The organism is Citrobacter sp. wls619, assembly GCF_005281345.1.
Lineage (GTDB): Bacteria > Pseudomonadota > Gammaproteobacteria > Enterobacterales > Enterobacteriaceae > Citrobacter.
In genome coordinates, this window is the sequence record NZ_SZXJ01000083.1 from 93,890 (window position 1) to 115,412 (window position 21,523).

Genomic DNA, 21,523 nt, shown 5'->3' on the forward strand with positions numbered 1-21,523 from the left:
ACGGTGCGACTGAGTACACTTTACATGTTTAAAAATAGCGCTGAAAATATGTCTCAGCGTGTGAATGACAATAATAATGTTTATTTGAAACTTTCTGCCGGGAAGTCAGTGCTGCGTGCATCTGATGATCCGAAAGCGGCGACTGATGCAGTGAAATATCAGGATGCGCTGGCAAAACTGGAGCTTTATAGTAATGTGCGCTCTGCTGCTCGTGGCACACTGGAGCATGAGGACACAATCCTCAGCGGGGTCGGTAATTTACTGACAACGAGTCTGACTGAGAAGATAGTAGCAGCGAAAAGCGAAACTTATTCAGATGATGATCGTAAAGCTCTGGGTGCTGAAATAAAAGGAATTCGTGCCAATTTGATGGACCTGGCAAATAATCGAGATGGCGCAGGACGTTATATCTTTGGTGGGTTTAAGACAGACTCGGCACCTTTTGATAGTGCGGGTAATTACGTAGGTGGAGATGTTGCACTTAAACAGACCGTAGCTGATGGTACTGGTATGCAGATAGGGCACATCGGGAGTGATGTTTTTGGTGACATCTTTACTATCCTGGACAAATCTGTTGAGGAGTTGACTCGTGATCCTATTGATAAAAGTGAACTAGATAAAGCACTTAGCGCGGCCAGTAAAGCTGTCAGTGAAGGGATAGAACGTTTGGGTAAAACTCAAGCAGAACTAGGAACAAATCTACAACAGCTTGATTCCCTGGATCTAAGTGGGGATGTCATGATAAATGACACCATCCTGAAGATACAAAGCGCTATTGGCTCAGATTATGGCACGATGACCTCGTTGATCATGGATACTAAAATGTCAGAGTTTGCGTTAAATGCTTCAATGATGGTTTTCCAATCCATGCAAAAAATGAATTTATTTAATAAATAAATCACGTTTTTTATTATCTGTAAGTTAAAAAGACTCGTCACAAATTTATAAAGTTGTGATGGTTGAGGTTATTATGTTAAGCAAGCTTAAAATTTATACTGTGCTCAATTTTATTACTGGGCTCTTCGCACTCATGCTGCTAGGTATGACAGCGTACTCAGTTTATCATTCGATTGAAAATAATAATAATTTTAAAAATATTCTTCGAGTCTCGGAGGGAGAGGATTTAATGCGTAATGCGGCGTACAATATAAACGCTGCTATGGCAAATACTAATGGAATGATGGTGCAAAAGCTTTTAAATAAGCCACTCCCAGCGGACTTGCTTAAGTCGACCAACGAGACTCTTGAGCAAGCACGTCAAAATATGGCTGTCTTTTCGCGTTTAACATTTAATTCTTCAGAAGAAGCCGAGGCTGCTGCGGATATCAAGTCGGTGTTTGATTCCGTTTATACGATGGCACTGGCAAAACTAAACTATCTTCAAAGCCCTCAGTTAGATATTACTTCTGAAGACGAAGGACTGGCACAACGTAGCCTGTTACTGAGCAAAATCCAGGAATACATTACGGCTTCCGGCAAGGTGGCTTATGGCTATGTCAATACCGCGGAGCGTAGTAATCAATGGATGATGACACTGGGAGGTGGGGTCATTTTAGCTGCACTGGCGTTACTGACCATTGTTCGTTACTGGCTTCGTAATTCACTGGTTCGCCGTATGGAAATGGCTGGTGACATGCTAAAACGCGTGGCCTTAGGGGATCTTAGCCATACTATCGACATCGGGAGCAACAATGAAATCGGTAAGATGCTGAAAGAACTGGAGCAAATGCGCGTGTCGCTGGCAGGTACGGTTTTTGGTATACGCAATAGTGTTCTGCAAATCCATAGTAATACTCAGGAGATTGCTCATGGAAACAGTGATCTATCTTCCCGAACGGAAGAGCAAGCCGCAGCACTTCAACAAACAGCTGCAAGCATGGAAGAAATTAAAACGACCGTTCGGCAGAATGCTGATAATGCCCACTCTGCACGTAGTTTGGTCGAAAGCGCAAGCACTAACGCTCGCAGTGGTGGCGAGGTAATGCACAACCTTGAGCGGATCATGGCGCAAATTACCGAAAGCTCACGCCAAATTTCTGATATTAATGGTGTAATTGATAGTATCGCAAACCAGACAAATATTCTGGCCTTGAACGCGGCAGTTGAAGCTGCGCGAGCCGGAGAGCAGGGGCGTGGGTTTGCAGTGGTCGCTGAAGAGGTTCGTAATCTGGCTAAGCGAAGTGCGGATGCAGCCAAAGAGATCAACCAGTTAATTAATTCAAGCGTAAATAATATCGATATCGGTTCAAGCCAGGTTAGTAAAGCAAGTGGTGTGATGCAAGATATTGTTAATTCCGTCGCCCAGGTCACTGAGATTATGGGGGAGATCGCCTCTGCTTCTGATGAGCAAAGTGCGGGTATTAACCAAATTTCTCAGGCGGTGAATGAGATGGATCTGGTAACGCAACAGAATGCGGCGATGGTTGAGGAAGAAGTAATGGCAATAAATAAGCTTGAAGGCCAATTAAATTCACTCGAGAAGTTAGTGGCAACATTTGTATTGAATGATGATAGTGTGGATACATGTGTGGTACCCACGCCAGAAGAGAATATTCTCCGTCAGCCAGATAAAGATAATGCTCAATGGGAAACATTTTGAATCTGATGGAGTGAATTTAATCCAATAGAGTAAATAAATCATCGGAAAGCACATTTTTCTTTAAGCTTATTGCACTATTTGATTTCTACTTTTCGCCTGATAATTATAGTTTGAATGTTAGGTGGAATAAAAATGTGAATGGTCTGTATACAGCTGAAGGGCTAGAAGATAAAAATGTATTGTGGCTGAAGCATCATAATATCGTTAGGCAAGAAGCGTTACAGTTGCATAAGCGACTTCCTGCCAATGTGGAATTAGATGATTTAATTCAGGCTGGGTCAATGGGGTTTTTGAGTGCTGTCGAAAGCTTCGACCCCAAAAAAGGTGTAAAGTTAAATGTATGGATTGCACAGCGAGTTAAATGGGCTTTACTTGATGAACTCAGAGAGCGAGATTGGGTTCCACGTAGAGTAAGAACCGACATGAGGGAAATTGTCTCTGTTATCCAGCAAATAGAACAAGAGCAAGGTCGTGAAGCATCGGAAGCTGATATTGCACAGCGTATGGGGGTTTCTCTTCAGGAATTTCAGAGAATGCTGGCAGACAATAATAACAGCCAGATTTATTCGATGGATGAATTGCAGGAAAACTTTGCGGATAGTTGGGAGAATAATGGTGAAGAGAATGAAAATCTTAATCCTCTTCACGACACAATCCGGGAAAATTTGATCGGAAACATTGCTGTGTTTATAGGTATGATGCCAGAACGTGAGCAACGGATTTTACAGCTTTACTATCAAGAAGATCTCAATATGAAGGAGATAGCATTAATACTTGGCGTGTCCGAAACCAGAGTGAGTCAAATTCATAGCCTGGCAATCAAACGGTTGCGGAGTAGAATTGATATATTAAATGATTAGTAACCATATCATAACATGGTATAAACATTAATTACTTTAATGTGTAGTTTAACCTTTGTTTAATCGATTTAAATGATGATTAAGAATGTTTAATAATCTACATTTATGATTTAAATCAATGCCTTACGTTGTTTTTTTGTGTTTCTGGTCACTTTAGTTAGTTGTTGGAAGAAAAATTATTGAATATGATTTTGTCAGTTTTGTGATGCGTCTATCCTTTGGCATTGAAAGACGTTGTGTAATTTAATGAATCTTTTTAAAGGCTCACTGAATATCAATGCCAAAAGACTCTCTGCATCAATTTGGAAATCCATATGACTTGGTTATTACACTATTTCTATGGTTGATAAACATTGGGAGTTAATTGTGTCCAATTTTGACGAATATCTTAAAAGTATTCATGATATAAATCTTTCATACTTGATTCTTGCGCAGCAACTCATTCGGCAAGATAAATTTGCTGCAGGGTTTCGACTCGGCATGTCGGAGGGGACTATTGATAATTTAAAAGAGTTATCATTGTCTCAGCTAATTAAGCTTTCGACAACAAATCAACTCATCTGCCATTTACGGTTTGATAATGAAGTAATTATTGATAATTTGACTAAAGACTCTCGAATTGATGCGCTGCAACAGATTCATACAGGGATTATATTGTCGACTAACTTGCTCAATTCCCTGGCTGATACCACAGGTGCGACCTTAGAAGAGGGACATCAAAATGTGTGATAAAAGTTTGTTACAGGAAATTGAAGAAGTTAATATTGCAATGGGATTGATTAAATTGGGGGCCAGAATGCAAGTTCTTGAGTCAGAGACGTCATTAAGTCGTCGCCGACTTTTACGCTTGTATAAGGAGATTCGAGGTTGTCCTCCACCAAAAGGGATGCTGCCATTCTCTGAAGACTGGTTTATGTCATGGGAGCAAAATATACATTCATCAATGTTCTATAATATTTATCTGTATTTGCAGAAAACGGCGCCAGGTCGTTCGATTGAGATATTGATGAAAACCTATAAACTTTATCTGGAACAGTGCGATTCTTGCTGTGACGATAAGCCTGTTTTGGGATTAACCAGAGCCTGGACATTATTGCGTTTTATAAATTGCGGAATTATCTCACGTAAGCCATGTGGTGTATGTGGAGGTGGGTTTATTGTTACAACAGAAGTTATAAAAAAACCGTTTACGTGTAGTTTATGCAATCCACCGTCCCGTGCATTAAAAAAATCGCAAGTGAATAATGTAGGACTCATGGAGGCATTCTCTTTGTAGAAAGCACTGGTGGTATGAATGGGAAAATTACTAAAGCACAAGATGCCGCTATATCCACTGTAAATACTCAATAGAAGGGGTAAATATGTTAGTTATTTTTGGCTATCTTGTTGTTATTTCGACTGTATTTGGTGGTTTCTTTCTATCGGGTGGTAATCTTATCGCCCTGTTTCAGCCCTTGGAACTATTAATAATAGGCGGGGCGGGAATAGGGGCATTTATTGTGGGTAATAATGTTAAATCCCTGAAGGCGACTGGGAAAGCGTTAGTCACTCTTTTTGGTGGTAAACGTTACAGCAAGGCAATTTATATGGACTTGATGGCCTTGATGTTTCTCCTATTGTCTCAGAGTCGTATGCAAGGACTGATGTCGCTGGAGAAGCATATAGAAGACCCTAAAAATAGTGAAATTTTTAGCGCTTATCCCCGCTTAATGAGCGACCCGATGCTCTGTAACTTCATCCTGGATTACTTCCGTCTAATGATTGGCGGTAGTATGAATTCGCACGAGATTGAAGCATTGATGGATGAAGAAATTGAAACTTGCGAAGAAGAACTGGAAGTCCCTGCTAATAGTTTGAATACAGTCGGTGATGCCTTTCCTGCATTTGGCATCGTGGCTGCAGTAATGGGAGTGGTCAATGCCCTGGGAGCTGCGGATCGCCCTGCAGCTGAGCTTGGCATGCTAATTGGACATGCTTTAGTGGGGACTTTCCTCGGCATTCTTATTGCTTACGGATTTGTCTTGCCTTTGGCTACCCTGTTACGTCAGAAAAGTTCTGATCAAGTAAAAATTTTGCAATGCATTAAAGTGACTCTATTGTCAAGTCTCAACGGATATGCGCCACAAATTGCGGTGGAATTTGGCCGTAAGACGATCTTTACCAGTGAGCGCCCTTCTTTTGAAGAATTAGAGGAGCATGTGCGAGAAGTTAAGTCTAGTGCTTCTTTAAAAGCTAAAACTCCGGATACTGCAACATGAAGAGCAGTACACCTGTAATTATTTCCCGTAAGCGTAAAAAGAAAAAACATGCCCATCATGGTGGTACCTGGAAAATTGCTTACGCAGATTTTATGACTGCAATGATGGCTTTTTTTTTGGTGATGTGGCTGATCTCACAAACAACCAGCGGACAACGTGAACTTATTGCTGATTATTTCCGACAGCCACTGAAACCATCAATGGCGAAAGGCGATAAGACTAGCCTTAGTGACAGTATGATTCCTGGCGGTGGAAATGATCTGACAAAATCAGATGGAGAAGTTGCAAAAAGGAAACTTACTGAGGAAAAACGTGATAAATGGATGGAAAATCTCAAAAGAGCAAAGGATAAGTTACAAAAATTGATTGAAACAGATCCTCGGCTGAATAATTTCAAGTCCAACATTTTGATGCGATTGACCAACGATGGCTTACTCATTCAAATAACAGATTCTCCTGACCGGCCGATGTTTAGAGTGGGGAGTGAGAAACCAGAGTCATATATGAATGGTATTTTGCAAGCGTTGGCTCCTTTGCTACAAACATTACCGAATAAGCTAAGTTTGACTGGTCATACAGATTCTTTGCCCTATGCCGGAGGTGAAGGAGGATACAGTAATTGGGAGCTTTCATCTGGGCGCGCGAATGCCGCTCGTCGGGTATTAGTCCAATCTAGCCTGAGTGATGAGCAGTTTCTGCGAGTTATCGGAACTGGTAGCCGGATGCCGTTGGAAAATACTCTCCCTGAGAATCCGGTGAATCGACGGATCAGCATTTTGGTATTGAGCAAAGCAAAAGAACAGGAAATCCGTTTGGAAGACACACGAATGCAAAATCCAGTGAGTACCCTGGACGGCATCGTGCAGAGGAACGTGCAGGGGTATACTGATGGATATGAATGATTTTTCAGATATTTTTTTTACTGAAGCCGAAGAGTTGTTGGGAGAAATGGAACAACTTTTACTTCAGCTTGATATAACTTCACCTAATCCGGAGCATCTTAATGCTATTTTCCGAGCCGCTCATTCTCTTAAAGGTGGTGCGGGAACCTTTGGATTTAACGCATTGCAGGAAACGACTCATTTATTAGAAAATATACTCGACAAAATGCGTGGCGGAGAATTTACTCTTAGCCGGTCTATCGTTAATTTATTTCTCGAATGCAAGGATATTATGCAAATGCAGCTGGAGGCCTATCAATCATCACAAGAACCTGATGAGGTTAGCTATCGCTATATTTGTGATGCATTACGTCAGCTAGCTCTCGAAAACACAAGTGAATCCTCCCAAGTGAATGATGTAAACTTTCCCAAACCTGTGAAAGATAATCATTCGGCAGAAGAAATTCTGCAGATCACACTCAGTAAAGTATCTGATAGTGAACAAGTAGCGCTACGAGAAGAACTCTCTCATATGGGAGATATTATCGAAATGGCGATTCTTGACGATAGCATGACAGTAGAATTGAGAACTTCAGTATCAATTAATGATATTACAGCCGTGCTGTGTTTTGCTCTGGATGAGTCGCAAATTTTAATCAGAACAATGGTAAATGAGCCTAAGCCAGAGGTTTTCGCTGCGACTGTAGCAGAACCTTCAGCTCTTCCCTCTGCCCCTGTTCGTAATACTAGCAGCGAGTCGGGTAGCATTCGTGTCGCAGTAAGTAAAGTTGACCAAATTATTAACCAGGTTGGTGAACTAATTATTACTCAAGCAATGTTATCTCAATTATCAAAAAAACTTGATCCTACCAGCTTTGATTTATTATCTAACTGTGTCGCACAGATGGAGCGTAACACTCGTGAATTACAAGCATCGGTAATGTCCATTCGTATGATGCCCATGGATTATGTATTTAGCCGCTTTCCGCGTTTGGTGCATGACCTTGGTTCTCGATTGAATAAAGAGGTTGAACTTACACTTCGCGGTGGCTCTGCCGAACTCGATAAGAGCCTTATTGAGCGTATTATTGATCCCCTTACCCATTTAGTCCGTAATAGTCTCGATCATGGTATTGAGGAAAAAGAAATGCGGGCGGAGAAAGGTAAGCCTGTGGTTGGTAGTCTTATCTTATCTGCGGAACACCATGGGGGAAACATTGTCATTGAAGTGATCGATGATGGTGCGGGATTGAACAGAGAGAGAATTATTTCCAAAGCCCGATCTAAGGGTATGAGCATTAGCGATACCATTAGTGATGAAGAGGTTTGGATGTTAATTTTTGCCGCTGGTTTTTCTACTGCAGAAAGTGTCACTGATGTATCTGGTCGTGGTGTTGGTATGGATGTTGTTCGCCGTAATATTTTAGCGATGGGCGGTCATGTTGAAGTCATATCGGCTGCGGGAACTGGAACGACTATTCGCATTATTTTACCTCTTACCTTGGCTATTCTGGATGGGATGTTGGTAAAGGTTGGCGATGAAATTTATGTTTTGCCGTTAAATGCGGTAATGGAGTCGTTAAAGCCCAGGGAAGAAATGTTATGCAGATTTGTCGGTCAGGAGTGCTTGTTGCAAATTCGTGGCGAGTATCTCCCACTCGTTATGTTGCGCCAGCGCCTTTCTGTTTTGGGCGAAAATAATCCCGAAGAGGGGATCGTGGTGATAGTACAAAGCGCGGGTTGTCGATATGCGCTGTGGGTAGATCAACTCATTGGGCAGCAGCAAGTGGTGGTTAAAAATTTAGAACAAAACTATCGTAAAGTTTCAGGTGTTTCGGCTGCTACTATTTTGGGAGATGGAAGTGTCTCACTCATCCTTGATGTGGTTGAATTATCTACACTTGCCAATGATCAAAACAATAGTGCCTGGACAATGTCTGGTAAAGAAGGAGTTATTTCATGACATCAGTAACGACTAAATCCTCACTGGCTAATGCTATTTCTGAAGAATATCTTATTTTTCGATTAGGCAATGAGGAGTATGGTATTGATATCTTAAAGGTTCAAGAAATTCGTGGTTGTGACAATATGACCAGAATTCCCAATTCACCGGATTTTATTACTGGTGTAACAAACTTGCGTGGCGTTATTGTTCCGATTATTGATTTGCGTGTTCGTTTTGATATGCCGAACAATCAACATGATGAAAATACGGCAGTTATTATTCTAAATCTTAATAATCGTGTAGCAGGGATTGTTGTTGATGGTGTGGTTGATGTCTTATCGATGAATGTTGAGCAAATCAAACCTACTCCTGATGTTGCCTCTGTGTTATCAAGTCGATATTTGCTTGGTCTTGGAGTAATGGACGAAAGAATGATTATTCTTGTAAATATTGAAAAATTACTTAGTCGTGAAGAAATGGAACAAGTCGATTCTGTTATGGAAATAGCAGAAAAATAATAATTTTGCCACGGTGATGTCGTGAGATCGCAATTGGTAAATGAGTATATTTTTACTGCGTAGTCATTATGTGATTTTTTATTTTGCAGTCACTATCTCACTGTCGTTGCATGAATAAATACTTTGCTTATTTGTTAATGATTCTTTAAGTCGTCCAAATAAGATTGTGTGTAATTTAAACGGAATGAGGAATATAAGATAATACTGATGTGCTAAATGTTATTCCTGATATATTTTATTCTCAATAAATACAGAATGACCAAAATAAAGGGCAGGATATTCGCAAAAGAATAATCTTGCCCTTTTAGTATCTATAGAGATAAGTCGATATTCATTATAAAGATATTTTTATGTCTAACAAAGAAGGAATGTTATTTACAGAGCTCAATTGGAAAACTTGCATCGCTTCATTCACCTGCGCAGTTGCAATTTTCTCTATGATGAGTTACTTCTCAGCTAGCTGCTTGCAAAAAGGATGACTCCTATATGAACTTGAAAAGTGGGTTATTCAGTAATTAATAACCCACACCTTATCCTTCGTTAAATAATTAAACCACACGATAGTGCTATTTAGAATGTGCTCCAGTTTTTTCGGGAAGACATCGGATCAGATAAAGGGATATTAGTGACTGAAGCATCATGTTTCTCTTGAAATATGTTGAGATATATGAAATACAGCAACGGACTCATTCAGACGGCCGGCTTGTTCTTCCAACGATACTGCTGCGGACGCAGATTGCTCAACAAGGGCCGCATTTTGCTGGGTAACGCGATCCATTTCACAAACGGCTCTTCCTACCAGATCTATACCACGGCTTTGTTCATCAGACGCAGATGAAATTTCTTTCATGATGTCTGCGACCCGAGTAACAGCACTGACAATTTCCCCCATAGTTTCTCCGGCATGCTCAACGAGCCTTGATCCATTCTCCACACGCTGGACCGAATCTTCAATAAGGCATTTAATTTCCTGCGCTGCATGGGCACTTCTCTGTGCCAGATTACGGACTTCACTCGCGACAACGGCAAATCCGCGCCCTTGCTCACCGGCACGTGCAGCCTCTACCGCAGCATTCAGTGCCAGGATGTTTGTCTGGAAAGCTATACTGTCAATAACACTGTTAATATCAGCGATTCTTTGCGAACTGGTTCCAATATCCTTCATCGTATCAACGACATTGTTAACAACCTTTCCTCCTCGTTGGGCCGTACTAGATGCTGTTAATGCCAGATCATTGGCCAGGCGTGCATTCTCAGCGTTCTGTCGGACGGTTGCTGTCAGTTCTTCCATGCTTGCTGCGGTTTCTTCAAGGGATGCTGCTTGTTGCTCAGTACGGGATGACAAATTATTATTATCATTGGCTATTTCGCTTAGCCCACTATATATTGTTTCGGAACCATTACGCACATCCCCGACGATTCTGGCCAACTCAGCTTGCATATGGCGTAATGAATTAGCCAATTTTCCCATTTCATTACTTCCATGTACGCTATTTGGCTTGATAAGATTACCATCAGCTATAGATTGAATGTTTGTGATCAGATGATTAAGCGGTGTAATCAAAATATTTTTTATGCCTAACCACGCTGCAATAATGACGATAACTAGCGCTGAAATTACAAAGGCTAACACCTTCAGTGTTCTTGAAAAAGCTTCAGTATTGGTTCTTTCTATGGTTTGATATTCTTTATTGTGAATGGCCATATAATTATCATACTGCTTTTCATATTCGTTTTGGTACTTTTGTGTTGGTTGGACTATAAAACCTTTAATGTCTTTTTTTTCCCAACAAAACATCAATTCGTCTAAAGCAGAAATGTACGTAGAATAGGTGCTTGTAAGATCTGATAACAACGCCACGTTAACTGCGGCAGGTAATGACTCAAATAACTCCCAATGCGTTTTTGCATTCTTTAAACTCTGCCTGGCAACTTCTACACTCTTGATAACCTCTTCATGATCGAAGTTGTAATTATATTCTTGTAATAAAATTATACCTCGATACATCATTAATCTGGTCTTCATCAACTCTAACCAAACACTCTCTTGTGCTTTAGCGCGATCTACCATTTTGTAAAGTGTCACAAAATTATTATTGTTATTATTAAGTGCGCTAAAAAAGACAAAGCACGAAGTCGCCAAAAGTCCACTAAAAATAATAACGATAATTGATAGTCCAGAAGTAATTTTAATTCTATTTAACATGCTGATACCTTAGTTAATTCCAGTTTTTATACTATTACAAATTATTGGCTGCATTTTTAACTATATAAATCACTCACTATTAAAAGTGTTTGTAGATTATGTAAGTAAAACGTAGTAAATAATTTTTTAATATAACCTCATTACATCACCTCATTTCTACTTCTTTAATATCTATCGGTGATATCTCAATCGTCTAAAGGAGATGGGTTTGATTTAGTGATCAAAATCAATAAGTTACGATTCACTGGGCGGCGCTGGTACGATCTAAACAAGCATTTTTAGCCCACTTTCTGGCGGGCAAGTGTTGATTGGCTAAAAAATATACATAACACGAGTTTGTATCGTAAATTAAGAGCTGCACATTATAACCCGTACAGTTTTATTTTTCGGTACAGCGTGGCGATGCTGATCCCCAATTCTGTCGCGGCTTGTTTCTTACCTTCAACGCTTGAACCAAGTCGCTGAATGACGTTTTCAATGGCGTCTCTTTCTGCTTGTTGACCCTGATGGGCAAGCTGGCGAGGTTGCGCCATCATTGTGCTTTTTCTGCTATCGGCTGCGGTAAGCAGGTAAGGGGGAAGATGGCTGGCGTTGATCCCGGCGGCTTCTCCTCGCATGACAAAAATGTACTCGATGACGTTGCGCAGTTCACGGATGTTGCCCGGCCAGTGCCAGGCATAAAGGCGGTTAATAACATCATCGGGAAGTTTTTGCGACGGTCGCTGGTAGCTTAGTGAAAATTCATCGGCAAAATATTGTGCCAGGACGGCGATATCCGCCCGCCGTTCGCGTAGGGAAGGGAGAACCAATGGCACCACGTTCAGGCGATAGAAAAGATCTTCACGAAACTGATTATTCTCGACCATCGCGCTGATGTTTTTGTTGGTTGCAGCAATAATCCGTACGTCAATATTGATGGTGTTGTTGGACCCCACACGGGTGATGGCTTTTTCCTGCAGAACCCTGAGCAGCTTGGCCTGCAAATGCAGTGGCATATCGCCAATCTCGTCGAGGAACAGGCTACCCCCATTGGCCAGCTCAAATTTCCCCACCCGTCCTTTGGGATCGGCACCGCTGAATGCGCCGCGTACGTAGCCAAACAGTTCACTTTCCAGGAGTTGTTCAGGGATAGCGGCGCAGTTGATGGTCACGAAAGGGGCGGCTTTACGCGGACTGCTCTGATGAATGGCAAATGCTACAACTTCTTTACCGGAACCACTTTCCCCGGTGATCAGTACACTGGCATAGCTGTTGGCGATTTTGCCAATGGTGCTTCTGAGTTGTTCCATTGAGGGGGAATGGCCAATCAGACGTACCTGTGTGTCAGACTCATATGGCGAGGGGGCAATCGTGCTCAGGTAGTCGTGCGCATCGCGAAAGATAACCATGGTTAATCGGTCGTTATCCAGTGACGAAAGCGAGATCTGTTTACACAGCACATGGTGTTTTTGCCCTTCAAGCGTCAGCCATGCTTCCTCATCGCCATACAAACTGTCGCCGGTCGTTTCAATGGTCAGGGGTAATCCCTGAACCTCACGGTTAAGTATGCGATCTGCTGAATGGTTGGCATGCCAGATGCGGCCCTTGCCATCGATGGCCACCACGCCGCGATCCATAGCATCAATCAGACGACGAAAGGCGCCGAGTGTCTCCTGCGCACGTAAGCGTTCCAGGCATTCAAAGACCTTACTGGAGATCATGACGGCAATTTGCTCTATAAACGTGACAAATTTATCGATCTGGCTAAGCAAGGTGTCACGCTGTGTTTGCGTGGAGCAAATAATGCCGATCACCCCAATGACGCGGTTATTGAGGAAAATAGGGGCATTCAAATCCAGCATTTCAGAGCAGTAATGGTGTTTTTCACACAGCTGACATAGAGGATGTTCACCGGGGTTTTTGATCAAGACCGTCTCACGGACCTGCAAAACATGCCGATAGATATAACCATTTTTTGCCACGTTCTCATTGAGCATATGTCGGTATTTACCGGTGCCAGCAATGCGCATTAAAGATTCATCAATGATTTCTACATCAGTCCCGGTAATGCCAGAAATAGCATCGGCATAATTGCATATATCATCCTGAATATTGCTCAGTACTGAAATCATGATACTTCTCCGGCAAGGTGTCTCATTTCTCAAGGAAAATGATAAATAGGCGAATCATTGCAAAATTGATTTGCGAAAAATCAATCTACTGCGTTGTTTTTGGATGTTTTTTTAATTTTATCTTTCGTGATCACACTATTTATCATTTATGAGAATTTATCAAAATCAGGCGATAAACTAACGACGGCTGTTTTTACCTTGCCATCATCAAAAATTGATTAATATATTGAAATAAAAGCATTTATTAAATTATTTATAAGTTTTCCCTCATTTTCTAAAAAACTGGTAAGCATTTTGCTCTTATGGATTACCGATAGCGTAAATAACTCTGTATTACACCGATTACAGGGAATGAATTACCAGGACAATGAGGTTTTATGATGCAGCAAAACTTATCATTTTTTATCAACCAGACGCCGTTTACCGAACACCCGAACGCACCGCTGGCACCCTTTAGTCGCCAGGAGCTGGTAAAAGCGTTGAATTTTCATCGGTCTATTCCGGGATACGCTCCAACGCCGCTGTATACGCTGCCGGCACTTTCTCAAAAACTGGGCGTAAAAAATATTTACCTCAAAGATGAGTCTCAGCGTTTTGGCCTGAAAGCGTTCAAAGCGCTGGGCGGTGCCTACGCGATGGCATGCCATATCGCGGAATTAGTGGGGAAGGATATCAGCGAATTACCGTTTGATGTCATGACCAGTGAAGCAGTACGCCATGACCTGAAGACCGTGACATTTGCCACCACCACCGACGGTAACCACGGGCGCGGTGTAGCGTGGATGGCGCGCCAGTTAAAGCAAAATGCGGTGGTTTACATGCCGAAAGGCTCTTCACAGCAGCGGCTGGCATCAATTCGCAATGAAGGGGCTACCGCAGAAATCGTGGATATGAACTATGACGATGCCGTGCGTATGACCGCGGATCAGGCGCAAAAGTATGGCTGGATCGTTGTCCAGGACACGGCCTGGGAAGGATACGAAAAGATCCCACTGTGGATTATGCAGGGCTACGGCACGCTGATGCTGGAGGCGATTGATCAGCTCCATCAGGTTGCCCCGACGCATGTTTTCGTTCAGGCCGGTGTGGGTTCATTTGCGGGAATGGTGCAGGGCATGGTGACGGTCGCGTGGGGCGAAAATCGTCCGAAAGTGATCGTCGCCGAAGCACTAATTGCTGACTGTCTCTATCGTTCAGCCCGTGCAAAAGAGGGGGATGCTGTTGCGGTAGGCGGCGATTTACAGACCGTGATGGCGGGTCTGGCCTGCGGTGAGGCAAACAGCATTGGCTGGAAGTTACTGCGTGATTATGCCACCGCATTTGCTTCCTGCCCTGATGAAGTCGCGGCGCTGGGGATGCGTATGTTGGGTAATCCGTTGGCGGGCGACCCACACATTATTTCAGGTGAATCTGGGGCCGTCACGACAGGTCTTCTGGCGCTGTTGATGACCTCTCCGGATTTGGCACCAATCCGTGAGCAACTGGGCCTGGATGAGCATTCCCGCGTGTTGCTGATAAGTACCGAAGGTGATACCGACCCGCAACAATATTTGGATATTGTCTGGGGCGGTCAGTACCTGGGCATCAATAAATAATTTCCTGATTGAGAGCACTAACGGAGAAACCCATGTTATCTGCAACCCGTATTGAAGAAGTTATTAAAAATTGTCAGGCGCTGATCCAGCAAAAAAGCTATTCCGGTCAGGAAGGGGACGTGGTAAATGCCATAAAAACAATGATGCAGCATTACCAGTTCGACGACATCCATGTTGATAAATACGGCAATATTGTCGGCGGTATTGTGGGAAATCAGCCGGGGAAAACGCTGGTTCTGGATGGTCATATCGATACTGTGCCGGTGAACGACGAGAAGTGGACCCGCAACCCGTACGGCGGTGATATTGACGATGGCAAAATTTATGGCCGTGGCACCACCGATATGAAAGGTGCTGTTGCTGCGATGATCTCCGCCGTAGGTTTTTTCGGCCAGGATAATCAGCGCAATTTCGCCGGGAAAATTTACGTTGCCTGTATCGTTCATGAAGAATGTTTTGAAGGCATTGCCGCTCGTCTGGTCAGTGAGCGCTATCAGCCTGATTACGTCATTATTGGCGAAGCTTCTGAACTGAATCTGAAAATCGGCCAGCGTGGTCGTGCTGAAATTGTGGTTGAAACCTTTGGTAAGCCAGCTCACTCTGCCAACCCGCAGGCAGGAATTAACGCGGTGTACAAAATGGCGCAGTTGATCGACAAAATTCGCACCATCGCTCCGCCAACCCACCCGGTGCTTGGCGCCGGGATCCTGGAACTGACAGACATTAAATCGTCGCCATACCCAGGCGCATCAGTGGTGCCGGATTACTGCCGCGCCACCTACGACCGCCGCTTGCTGGTGGGCGAAACCAAAGAAAGCGTTATTGCGCCACTGGAAAATGCACTTGCCGAGCTAACCACCCAGGACCCGCAGTTCAACGCCCGCGTCTCTTACGCCGTTGGCAAGGAGTCTTGCTATACCGGAGCCACCATTGAGGGTGAGCGTTTCTTCCCTGGCTGGGTTTATGACGAGTCTGACGAGTTCGTGCAGGCCGCTCTGGCGGGCGTTCGCGAAGCGGGTTTCTCGCCAACGATTACTCAGTACTCATTTTGCACTAACGGCAGCCACTACGCGGGGGAAGCGGGGATCAAAACCATCGGGTTTGGGCCGTCGCGTGAAAACCTGGCGCATACCATCGACGAGTATATCGAGATCGATCAGTTGACCGGCTCGGCCCGCGGCTATTACAGCATCATCCAGACACTCTATCGCCGTTAAAAAATAAAGATAAATACCTCTTACCTTACAGGTGGTGCTGCTTTGTGGCACCGCCATGGAGAATAACGATGAAAACCATTTTTAAAAACGGAAATGTGATTGATGGAACGGGTAATCCAGGCCGAATTGCCGATGTAATGGTTGATGAAGGGCATATTGTCGAAATTGGTCAAATTGATGTGGGCGTCAATGAGCAGGTTATTGATGCAACAGGGAAAATTATTTGTCCGGGCTTTATTGATACTCACACACACTCTGACCTGTCAGCCATTATTAATCCTGCGTTGTCAGCGAAAATCCGCCAGGGCATTACCACCGAGTTGCTGGGGCAGGATGGCGTAGCGCTGGCACCATTGCCGGAGGAATATATTCCGGCATGGCGTAAAAATATTGCCGGACTGGACGGCGACACCGACAAAATTGACTGGAAATATAAAAACACGGACGGCTATCTCAACCTGTTGGCATCCCGACATCCGGCGACAAACCTGGCGTATTTGGTGCCACACGGTAACGTACGCATGGAAGCGATGGGGCTGGATGGACGCCCTTCCACGCGTGAAGATGTGGCGAAGATGTGTGAAGTCCTTGAGCGTGAGCTAAAAGCCGGCGCGTTTGGTCTTTCTACTGGGCTTATCTATATGCCGTGTGCCTTTGGTGATACCGCCGAAATGATTGAGTTGTGCAAGGTCACGGCGAAATATGACGGGATCTTTGTGGTACACCAGCGCAGTGAAGCTGACGATATCATCAGTTCAACGCAGGAACTGATCGATATCGCTAAAGCTACCGGCGTCTGGTTGCATATTTCACATATGAAAGTCTGTGGGAAGAAAAACTGGGGGCTGATTGACCAGATGCTGGGCATGCTGGAGCAGGCCCAGGAAGAGGGGATACGTATCTCTTACGACCAGTACCCTTACGTGGCGGGAAGCACCATGCTCGGCGTGATCCTGCCACCGTGGGTCCACTCCGGCGGGACGGACAAACTACTTGAGCGTCTGGCCTCGCCTGAATTGCGCGCCAAAATGATCGAGGATATCCAGCAGGGCATTCCTGGTTGGGATAACTTCATCGATTTTGCAGGCCTGGACCAGATTTTTGTCACCAGCGTCAAGACAGAGAAAAATCAGGATGCTGTTGGTCTGAACCTTGTTCAACTGGGGGAATTGCGCGGTAAAGATCCGTACAACGCCACCTTCGATCTGCTGTTTGAAGAAGAAAACGCCGTTGGCATGGTCGATTTTTACGGCACTGAAGAGCACGTCATTAAGTTTCTCTGCCGGCCGGAACAGAACGTGTGCACTGACGGGCTGATGGGCGCGGGTAAACCACATCCACGTGTGTTTGGCGCCTTCCCGCGCGTGCTGGGTAAATACGTGCGTGAAGAAGGATGCCTGAGCTGGGAGGCGGCAATCCGCAAGATGACAGGCAAACCCGCAGAGGTGTTGGGACTGCAGGATCGCGGATTACTGAAGGTAGGGTATGCGGCGGATATTGTGATGTTCGATCCCAATACTATTGCGGATAAGGGGACATTTGTTGAACCTAATCAATATCCGGAAGGGATTGAAATCGTGATGGTTAATGGACGCATTGCCTTAATTAATGGCACGGAAAGTTATGCCTGTAGCGGTACGGTTATCAGAAAACAATATTAATAAATAACGCTAAACACGCATGGATCTATCGCGACCATTTATGGCCGCGGTAGATCACTACACCCCAAGGACATCACAATGAACCTACAAACATCTTTACCTTCAGGTAAACCTAAGACCTGGAAAGCAAGATATACCGTCCTGACGTTAATCTGGCTGGCGTGGCTACTCTCGTTCCTCGACAGAATGGTCATGAGCGTGTCGCTGCCTTATATCGGCAAAGATTTAAATCTTGATACAACCCAACAAGGTTTAATTATTAGCGCCTTTTTCATCGGTTATGCCGCATTCCAAATCCCCGGTGGTTTACTGGCGGATAAGTTTGGCTCACGTAAAATTATGGCCATCGGTATTGCCTGGTGGTCTGTCTTCACCAGCTTAACCGGTGCGGTATTAACGCTGCCGTTGATGCTGGCTGTTCGCTTCTTCTTCGGTATTGGCGAAGGGTGCTTCCCGTCAGCTTCCTGGAAAATGATTTCCACCTATTTTCCTTCGAAAGAGCGCGGTCGGGCTACAGCAATTCAGTCAACGGTAAATACCTTAGGCCCCGCACTGGCGGTGGTGGTTGCTGCAAGTATTATCGGGGCGTTTGGCTGGCACATGGTCTTTATTGTGCTGGGGATCCCGGGCCTGTTTATTGCTGCGGGTATCTACTTATTTACGCGTGACAACCCGAAAGATCACCCTGCAATTACGCAACAGGATCTGGCCGATTTAGCCGCTGACGATCAGGGTGGCCTGCAAAACACGAGCGCTATCGCGTTTAAAGACGTGCTCAGGATGCCGGTGCTCTGGCAGATGGCCAGTATCTGGTTCTTGTTTGATATCACCTTCTGGGGGTTTTCAACCTGGTTGCCAAGCTATCTGATCACCGTGCGTGAATTCTCGCTGGCGAAGACGGGGGTAATGGCGGCAATTCCGTTCCTGTTTGGTGCGGGTGGGACCTTAATCGGCGGATATTGCTCAGATAAATTCAAACCGATGCGCAAAACGTTGTATGTCGTGACGTCGGTTATTGCGGCGGGCTTCCTGTATCTGACCTTCAGCGTGAGCAGTGCGGATATGGCGGTGGTTTATCAGTGTATCTCTGCGCTGTTTATGTTCTTTGCCATGGCGACATTTTGGGGCATTTTAATGGATACCATCCCCAGCAATATCATGGGGCGGGCTTCCGGTATCGTTAACTTTGGCGGTCAGATGGCGGGGGTAGTTTCTGCGCCGATTATTGGCTGGCTGATCCAAAGCAGCGGCGGAAGTTACAACAGTGCATTTATCTTTATGATCGCCGCACTGTTATGTTCCGCCGTGGTGACGTTGACCGTAAAAGGTTCGCATGCCGTAGGTGCAATCCCCAGTAATGCCTGATTAGTATTAAACGCCTGTGGCTCTGCTGTTCCAGAGTCACAGGATTTATCGTTATGCTGTTAAATTAAACCTTTAATCGTTCTCTCTAAGGAAAACAATAGCGGATTTTTTAAACTACAAAAATAAGATATCTTATTGTTTATTTCACCCAGATCGGGATAGGTGCGTATAACATTGTTATTAGGGAAGCAATTTGTATAAACGTCAAGGTGATTTAACACCTCGGCATTTAATGGCCTGGCTCTTTTATATACCTCTTTGGTGAATGAACTGCATTTAGAGCAATTGCATTGGCACTCGGTATTTTCAGGGGTAATGATGAAGTCATCATTGTTAATGGTAAAACCTAGCTTTTCTCGTCTGCTATAGGCGTCCATTATTCCTTTGGCTTCATGCTTGAGCAGTACACCAGCGCGCTCACTCCGCTTTAAATAGGGTGTTAATATATAACTCAACAATAAAATGGTCCGTTCATTCATGGTTGGGTATTGATTGAGATAGCTCATTTTCCTGGTCTTGATAATAAAGTAGGATGCAATGACAAAGCCAAGGCAGCGGGATGTTTTTGCCAGCAGATCCGCGTTTCGTTTTTGCCGGGTATCTGCATAGGCTAATGGTATGAGTGTGCTTTCGAAGGCTAAAAAATCGGCAATAAATTCCATCGTTCTGATGTAGGGAAACAGATTGCCGTTATGCTTACTCAATTCATGCTGGCGGCAGGTGAGATGAACCAGTTCATGGAAAAAAATGAAGTTCATAAAAGATTTTGCTGTGTTAAGTGATATATCTGCAGATTTTATGTCAACTCTATTGGCGATAATACAAAGGGCCGTATCAGCTAATGCGGTGTGTTTAAATATGGTCGTTAAGTCGAGGCTGATGTTTAAATTGTAGATGCCAGCCACAATAATGACCCATGAATAAAATCTTCGATTGACTGCAACATAAGCAATTTCATCTTTAATATTTATCTGGACCAATGGTTCATTCTCGTAAACGAACCCCCAAACGGTCTTCCTGACAGGGACCAGCGAGTCCTTTCCTGGCCAAACATCAAGGATTAAATCGAGTTCAGTAAAAGAATACCAGGTGATATCGGTATCAATATCTGCAGGTGAACACCAGGACTGATAAGGCCATGAATCGGGCATAATATCAGGGAAAACAACATTGTGTAATGACTCTCGTATTTGATTCATTTTACTCTACACCATCAATCAAATGCTTCGCTTACGACCAGAAGGGCAGCATAATTTGCTATTCCGGCACCCTGTTTTCTCCTTTGTGTGTGAAAGTGATGCTTTTAACGTTGGGGAAAACCCCCCACATGGTTACACTATCATTTTATTATCCAGCTCCTCCAACATCTCCTGATCGCCAGTTAGCCAAATTGTTATCACCCAAAAGTATGAGAAAGTATATTAACTCATGCCGCACCGCTACAACCCGGCGGCATGTTTAGAGGTCGCTCCGGCAATATAAAGATGTAGAAATAAGTGTAGGGTAATTTTATGTGGAAATAAAATACATGAGCAATAAGATATGTGCAGCATGTTGAAAAGTAATGTTTTTATTGATGGGGAAATTAGAATATATATGAGTATGTCACTTATCAGCGTAGCGGGTATTTGGCCTCAGAATCGGACAATTTCAGATTCTGCGGCTTTGCGAAACACAGCCGCAGACGATGTGTTGAAAAATTAAGGTACAGTGCGGGGGGATGTTTACATAGAGCTACCCGATTTAATGGGAATTATCTATTTTACATACGATACTCGATCATCCCACTCTTGCTGGCAACCCAGTCATAAAGGCGCTGACCGCGGAGGTTTGTTTCATGTGTGTGCCAGTATAATCTTGAAGCATGGCGCTTGCGAGCGTGTTTTTGAACATACTCGATAAGCTGCTTGCCGATGTGTTTACCCCGGGTTTCTTCACTAACAAATAAGTCCTCCAGATAGCAATAATCAGACTCCGCCCAGGTTGAGCGATGAAAGAGATAATGCACCAGACCGACAATTTTACCGTCCGATTTTGCGACAGCACAGAAAACAGGCTCCACGGGATTGAGAAAACGACCCCATGTTAATTGGGTGACCTTGTCTGAAATTTCAGTACGATAAAAAATCTGGTAATTTATCCAAAGCGGTAGCCAGCCCGCGTAGTCTTGCTGGGTGACGGGTTCGATGGTAATCGGCGCAGTTGTGTTTGGGTTACTCATAGGTCTCCTGATAATTTTTGTCAGAGTGGTTTTCTATGGCGGTTATCCTAAATATTGCTTAAGCCACCGCAAAGAGACACTTTGCA

General features: G+C 44.0%; 17 protein-coding genes. 13 read left to right on the forward strand and 4 right to left on the reverse strand.

The window, feature by feature from the left end; translation table 11 throughout:
• Positions 1-3 precede the first annotated feature (3 nt).
• From flgL to FDX19_RS16935, 9 genes are all read left to right on the forward strand, one after another.
• The gene (gene flgL, locus FDX19_RS16895) at positions 4-897 is read left to right on the forward strand and encodes a flagellar hook-associated protein FlgL (RefSeq protein ID WP_137383606.1); all 894 of its coding nucleotides are present in this window, start codon (positions 4-6) and stop codon (positions 895-897) included.
• 73 nt (positions 898-970) lie between these two features.
• Positions 971-2,599, forward strand: a complete 1,629-nt coding sequence (locus tag FDX19_RS16900) for a methyl-accepting chemotaxis protein (RefSeq protein WP_137383607.1) — start codon at positions 971-973, stop codon at positions 2,597-2,599.
• A gap of 134 nt (positions 2,600-2,733) precedes the next feature.
• Positions 2,734-3,459 (forward strand): RNA polymerase sigma factor FliA, encoded by a 726-nt coding sequence (locus tag FDX19_RS16905; protein WP_137383608.1) that lies wholly within the window; start codon positions 2,734-2,736, stop codon positions 3,457-3,459.
• A 366-nt stretch (positions 3,460-3,825) separates the two neighbouring features.
• Positions 3,826-4,188 (forward strand): flagellar transcriptional regulator FlhD, encoded by a 363-nt coding sequence (gene flhD, locus FDX19_RS16910; RefSeq protein ID WP_137383609.1) that lies wholly within the window; start codon positions 3,826-3,828, stop codon positions 4,186-4,188.
• Entirely contained in the window at positions 4,181-4,735 is a 555-nt protein-coding gene (gene flhC, locus FDX19_RS16915) for a flagellar transcriptional regulator FlhC (protein ID WP_137383610.1), read from the forward strand. Before flhD ends, flhC begins: the two co-directional genes overlap by 8 nt.
• Positions 4,736-4,820: 85 nt before the next feature.
• A complete protein-coding gene (gene motA / locus FDX19_RS16920) occupies positions 4,821-5,717 on the forward strand; it encodes a flagellar motor stator protein MotA (RefSeq protein ID WP_137383611.1) in 897 nt (298 codons plus the stop codon).
• Positions 5,714-6,619, forward strand: a complete 906-nt coding sequence (gene motB / locus FDX19_RS16925) for a flagellar motor protein MotB (protein ID WP_137383612.1) — start codon at positions 5,714-5,716, stop codon at positions 6,617-6,619. The genes motA and motB overlap by 4 nt, the downstream gene beginning before the upstream one ends.
• On the forward strand, positions 6,606-8,561 hold the full coding sequence (gene cheA / locus FDX19_RS16930; protein WP_137383613.1) for a chemotaxis protein CheA: 1,956 nt from the start codon (positions 6,606-6,608) through the stop codon (positions 8,559-8,561). The genes motB and cheA overlap by 14 nt, the downstream gene beginning before the upstream one ends.
• Entirely contained in the window at positions 8,558-9,061 is a 504-nt protein-coding gene (locus tag FDX19_RS16935) for a chemotaxis protein CheW (protein WP_137383614.1), read from the forward strand. The genes cheA and FDX19_RS16935 overlap by 4 nt, the downstream gene beginning before the upstream one ends.
• Before the next feature lie 637 nt (positions 9,062-9,698).
• Here the strand turns inward: FDX19_RS16935 and FDX19_RS16940 are convergent.
• Positions 9,699-11,267 (reverse strand): methyl-accepting chemotaxis protein, encoded by a 1,569-nt coding sequence (locus FDX19_RS16940; RefSeq protein ID WP_137383615.1) that lies wholly within the window; start codon positions 11,265-11,267, stop codon positions 9,699-9,701.
• A 362-nt stretch (positions 11,268-11,629) separates the two neighbouring features.
• The gene (locus FDX19_RS16945) at positions 11,630-13,378 is read right to left on the reverse strand and encodes a sigma-54-dependent Fis family transcriptional regulator (protein ID WP_137383616.1); all 1,749 of its coding nucleotides are present in this window, start codon (positions 13,376-13,378) and stop codon (positions 11,630-11,632) included.
• Between the two features lie 380 nt (positions 13,379-13,758).
• On the opposite strand from FDX19_RS16945, the gene dpaL reads away from it, so the two are divergent.
• The 4 genes from dpaL (at position 13,759) to FDX19_RS16965 (ending at position 19,216) form a co-directional block, all read left to right on the forward strand.
• The gene (gene dpaL / locus FDX19_RS16950) at positions 13,759-14,973 is read left to right on the forward strand and encodes a diaminopropionate ammonia-lyase (RefSeq protein WP_137383633.1); all 1,215 of its coding nucleotides are present in this window, start codon (positions 13,759-13,761) and stop codon (positions 14,971-14,973) included.
• A gap of 32 nt (positions 14,974-15,005) precedes the next feature.
• On the forward strand, positions 15,006-16,190 hold the full coding sequence (locus FDX19_RS16955) for a YgeY family selenium metabolism-linked hydrolase (protein WP_137383617.1): 1,185 nt from the start codon (positions 15,006-15,008) through the stop codon (positions 16,188-16,190).
• Between the two features lie 68 nt (positions 16,191-16,258).
• Positions 16,259-17,851 (forward strand): amidohydrolase family protein, encoded by a 1,593-nt coding sequence (locus tag FDX19_RS16960; protein WP_137383618.1) that lies wholly within the window; start codon positions 16,259-16,261, stop codon positions 17,849-17,851.
• 78 nt (positions 17,852-17,929) lie between these two features.
• Positions 17,930-19,216 (forward strand): MFS transporter, encoded by a 1,287-nt coding sequence (locus FDX19_RS16965; RefSeq protein ID WP_137383619.1) that lies wholly within the window; start codon positions 17,930-17,932, stop codon positions 19,214-19,216.
• Between the two features lie 59 nt (positions 19,217-19,275).
• Here FDX19_RS16965 and FDX19_RS16970 read toward each other — a convergent pair whose 3' ends face one another.
• Both FDX19_RS16970 and FDX19_RS16975 read right to left on the reverse strand, forming a co-directional pair.
• Positions 19,276-20,415 carry a hypothetical protein gene (locus FDX19_RS16970; RefSeq protein ID WP_137383620.1) on the reverse strand — a complete coding sequence of 380 codons (1,140 nt, stop codon included), beginning with the start codon at positions 20,413-20,415 and terminating at the stop codon, positions 19,276-19,278.
• A 563-nt stretch (positions 20,416-20,978) separates the two neighbouring features.
• On the reverse strand, positions 20,979-21,437 hold the full coding sequence (locus FDX19_RS16975) for a GNAT family N-acetyltransferase (protein WP_137383621.1): 459 nt from the start codon (positions 21,435-21,437) through the stop codon (positions 20,979-20,981).
• Positions 21,438-21,523: the final 86 nt, after the last annotated feature.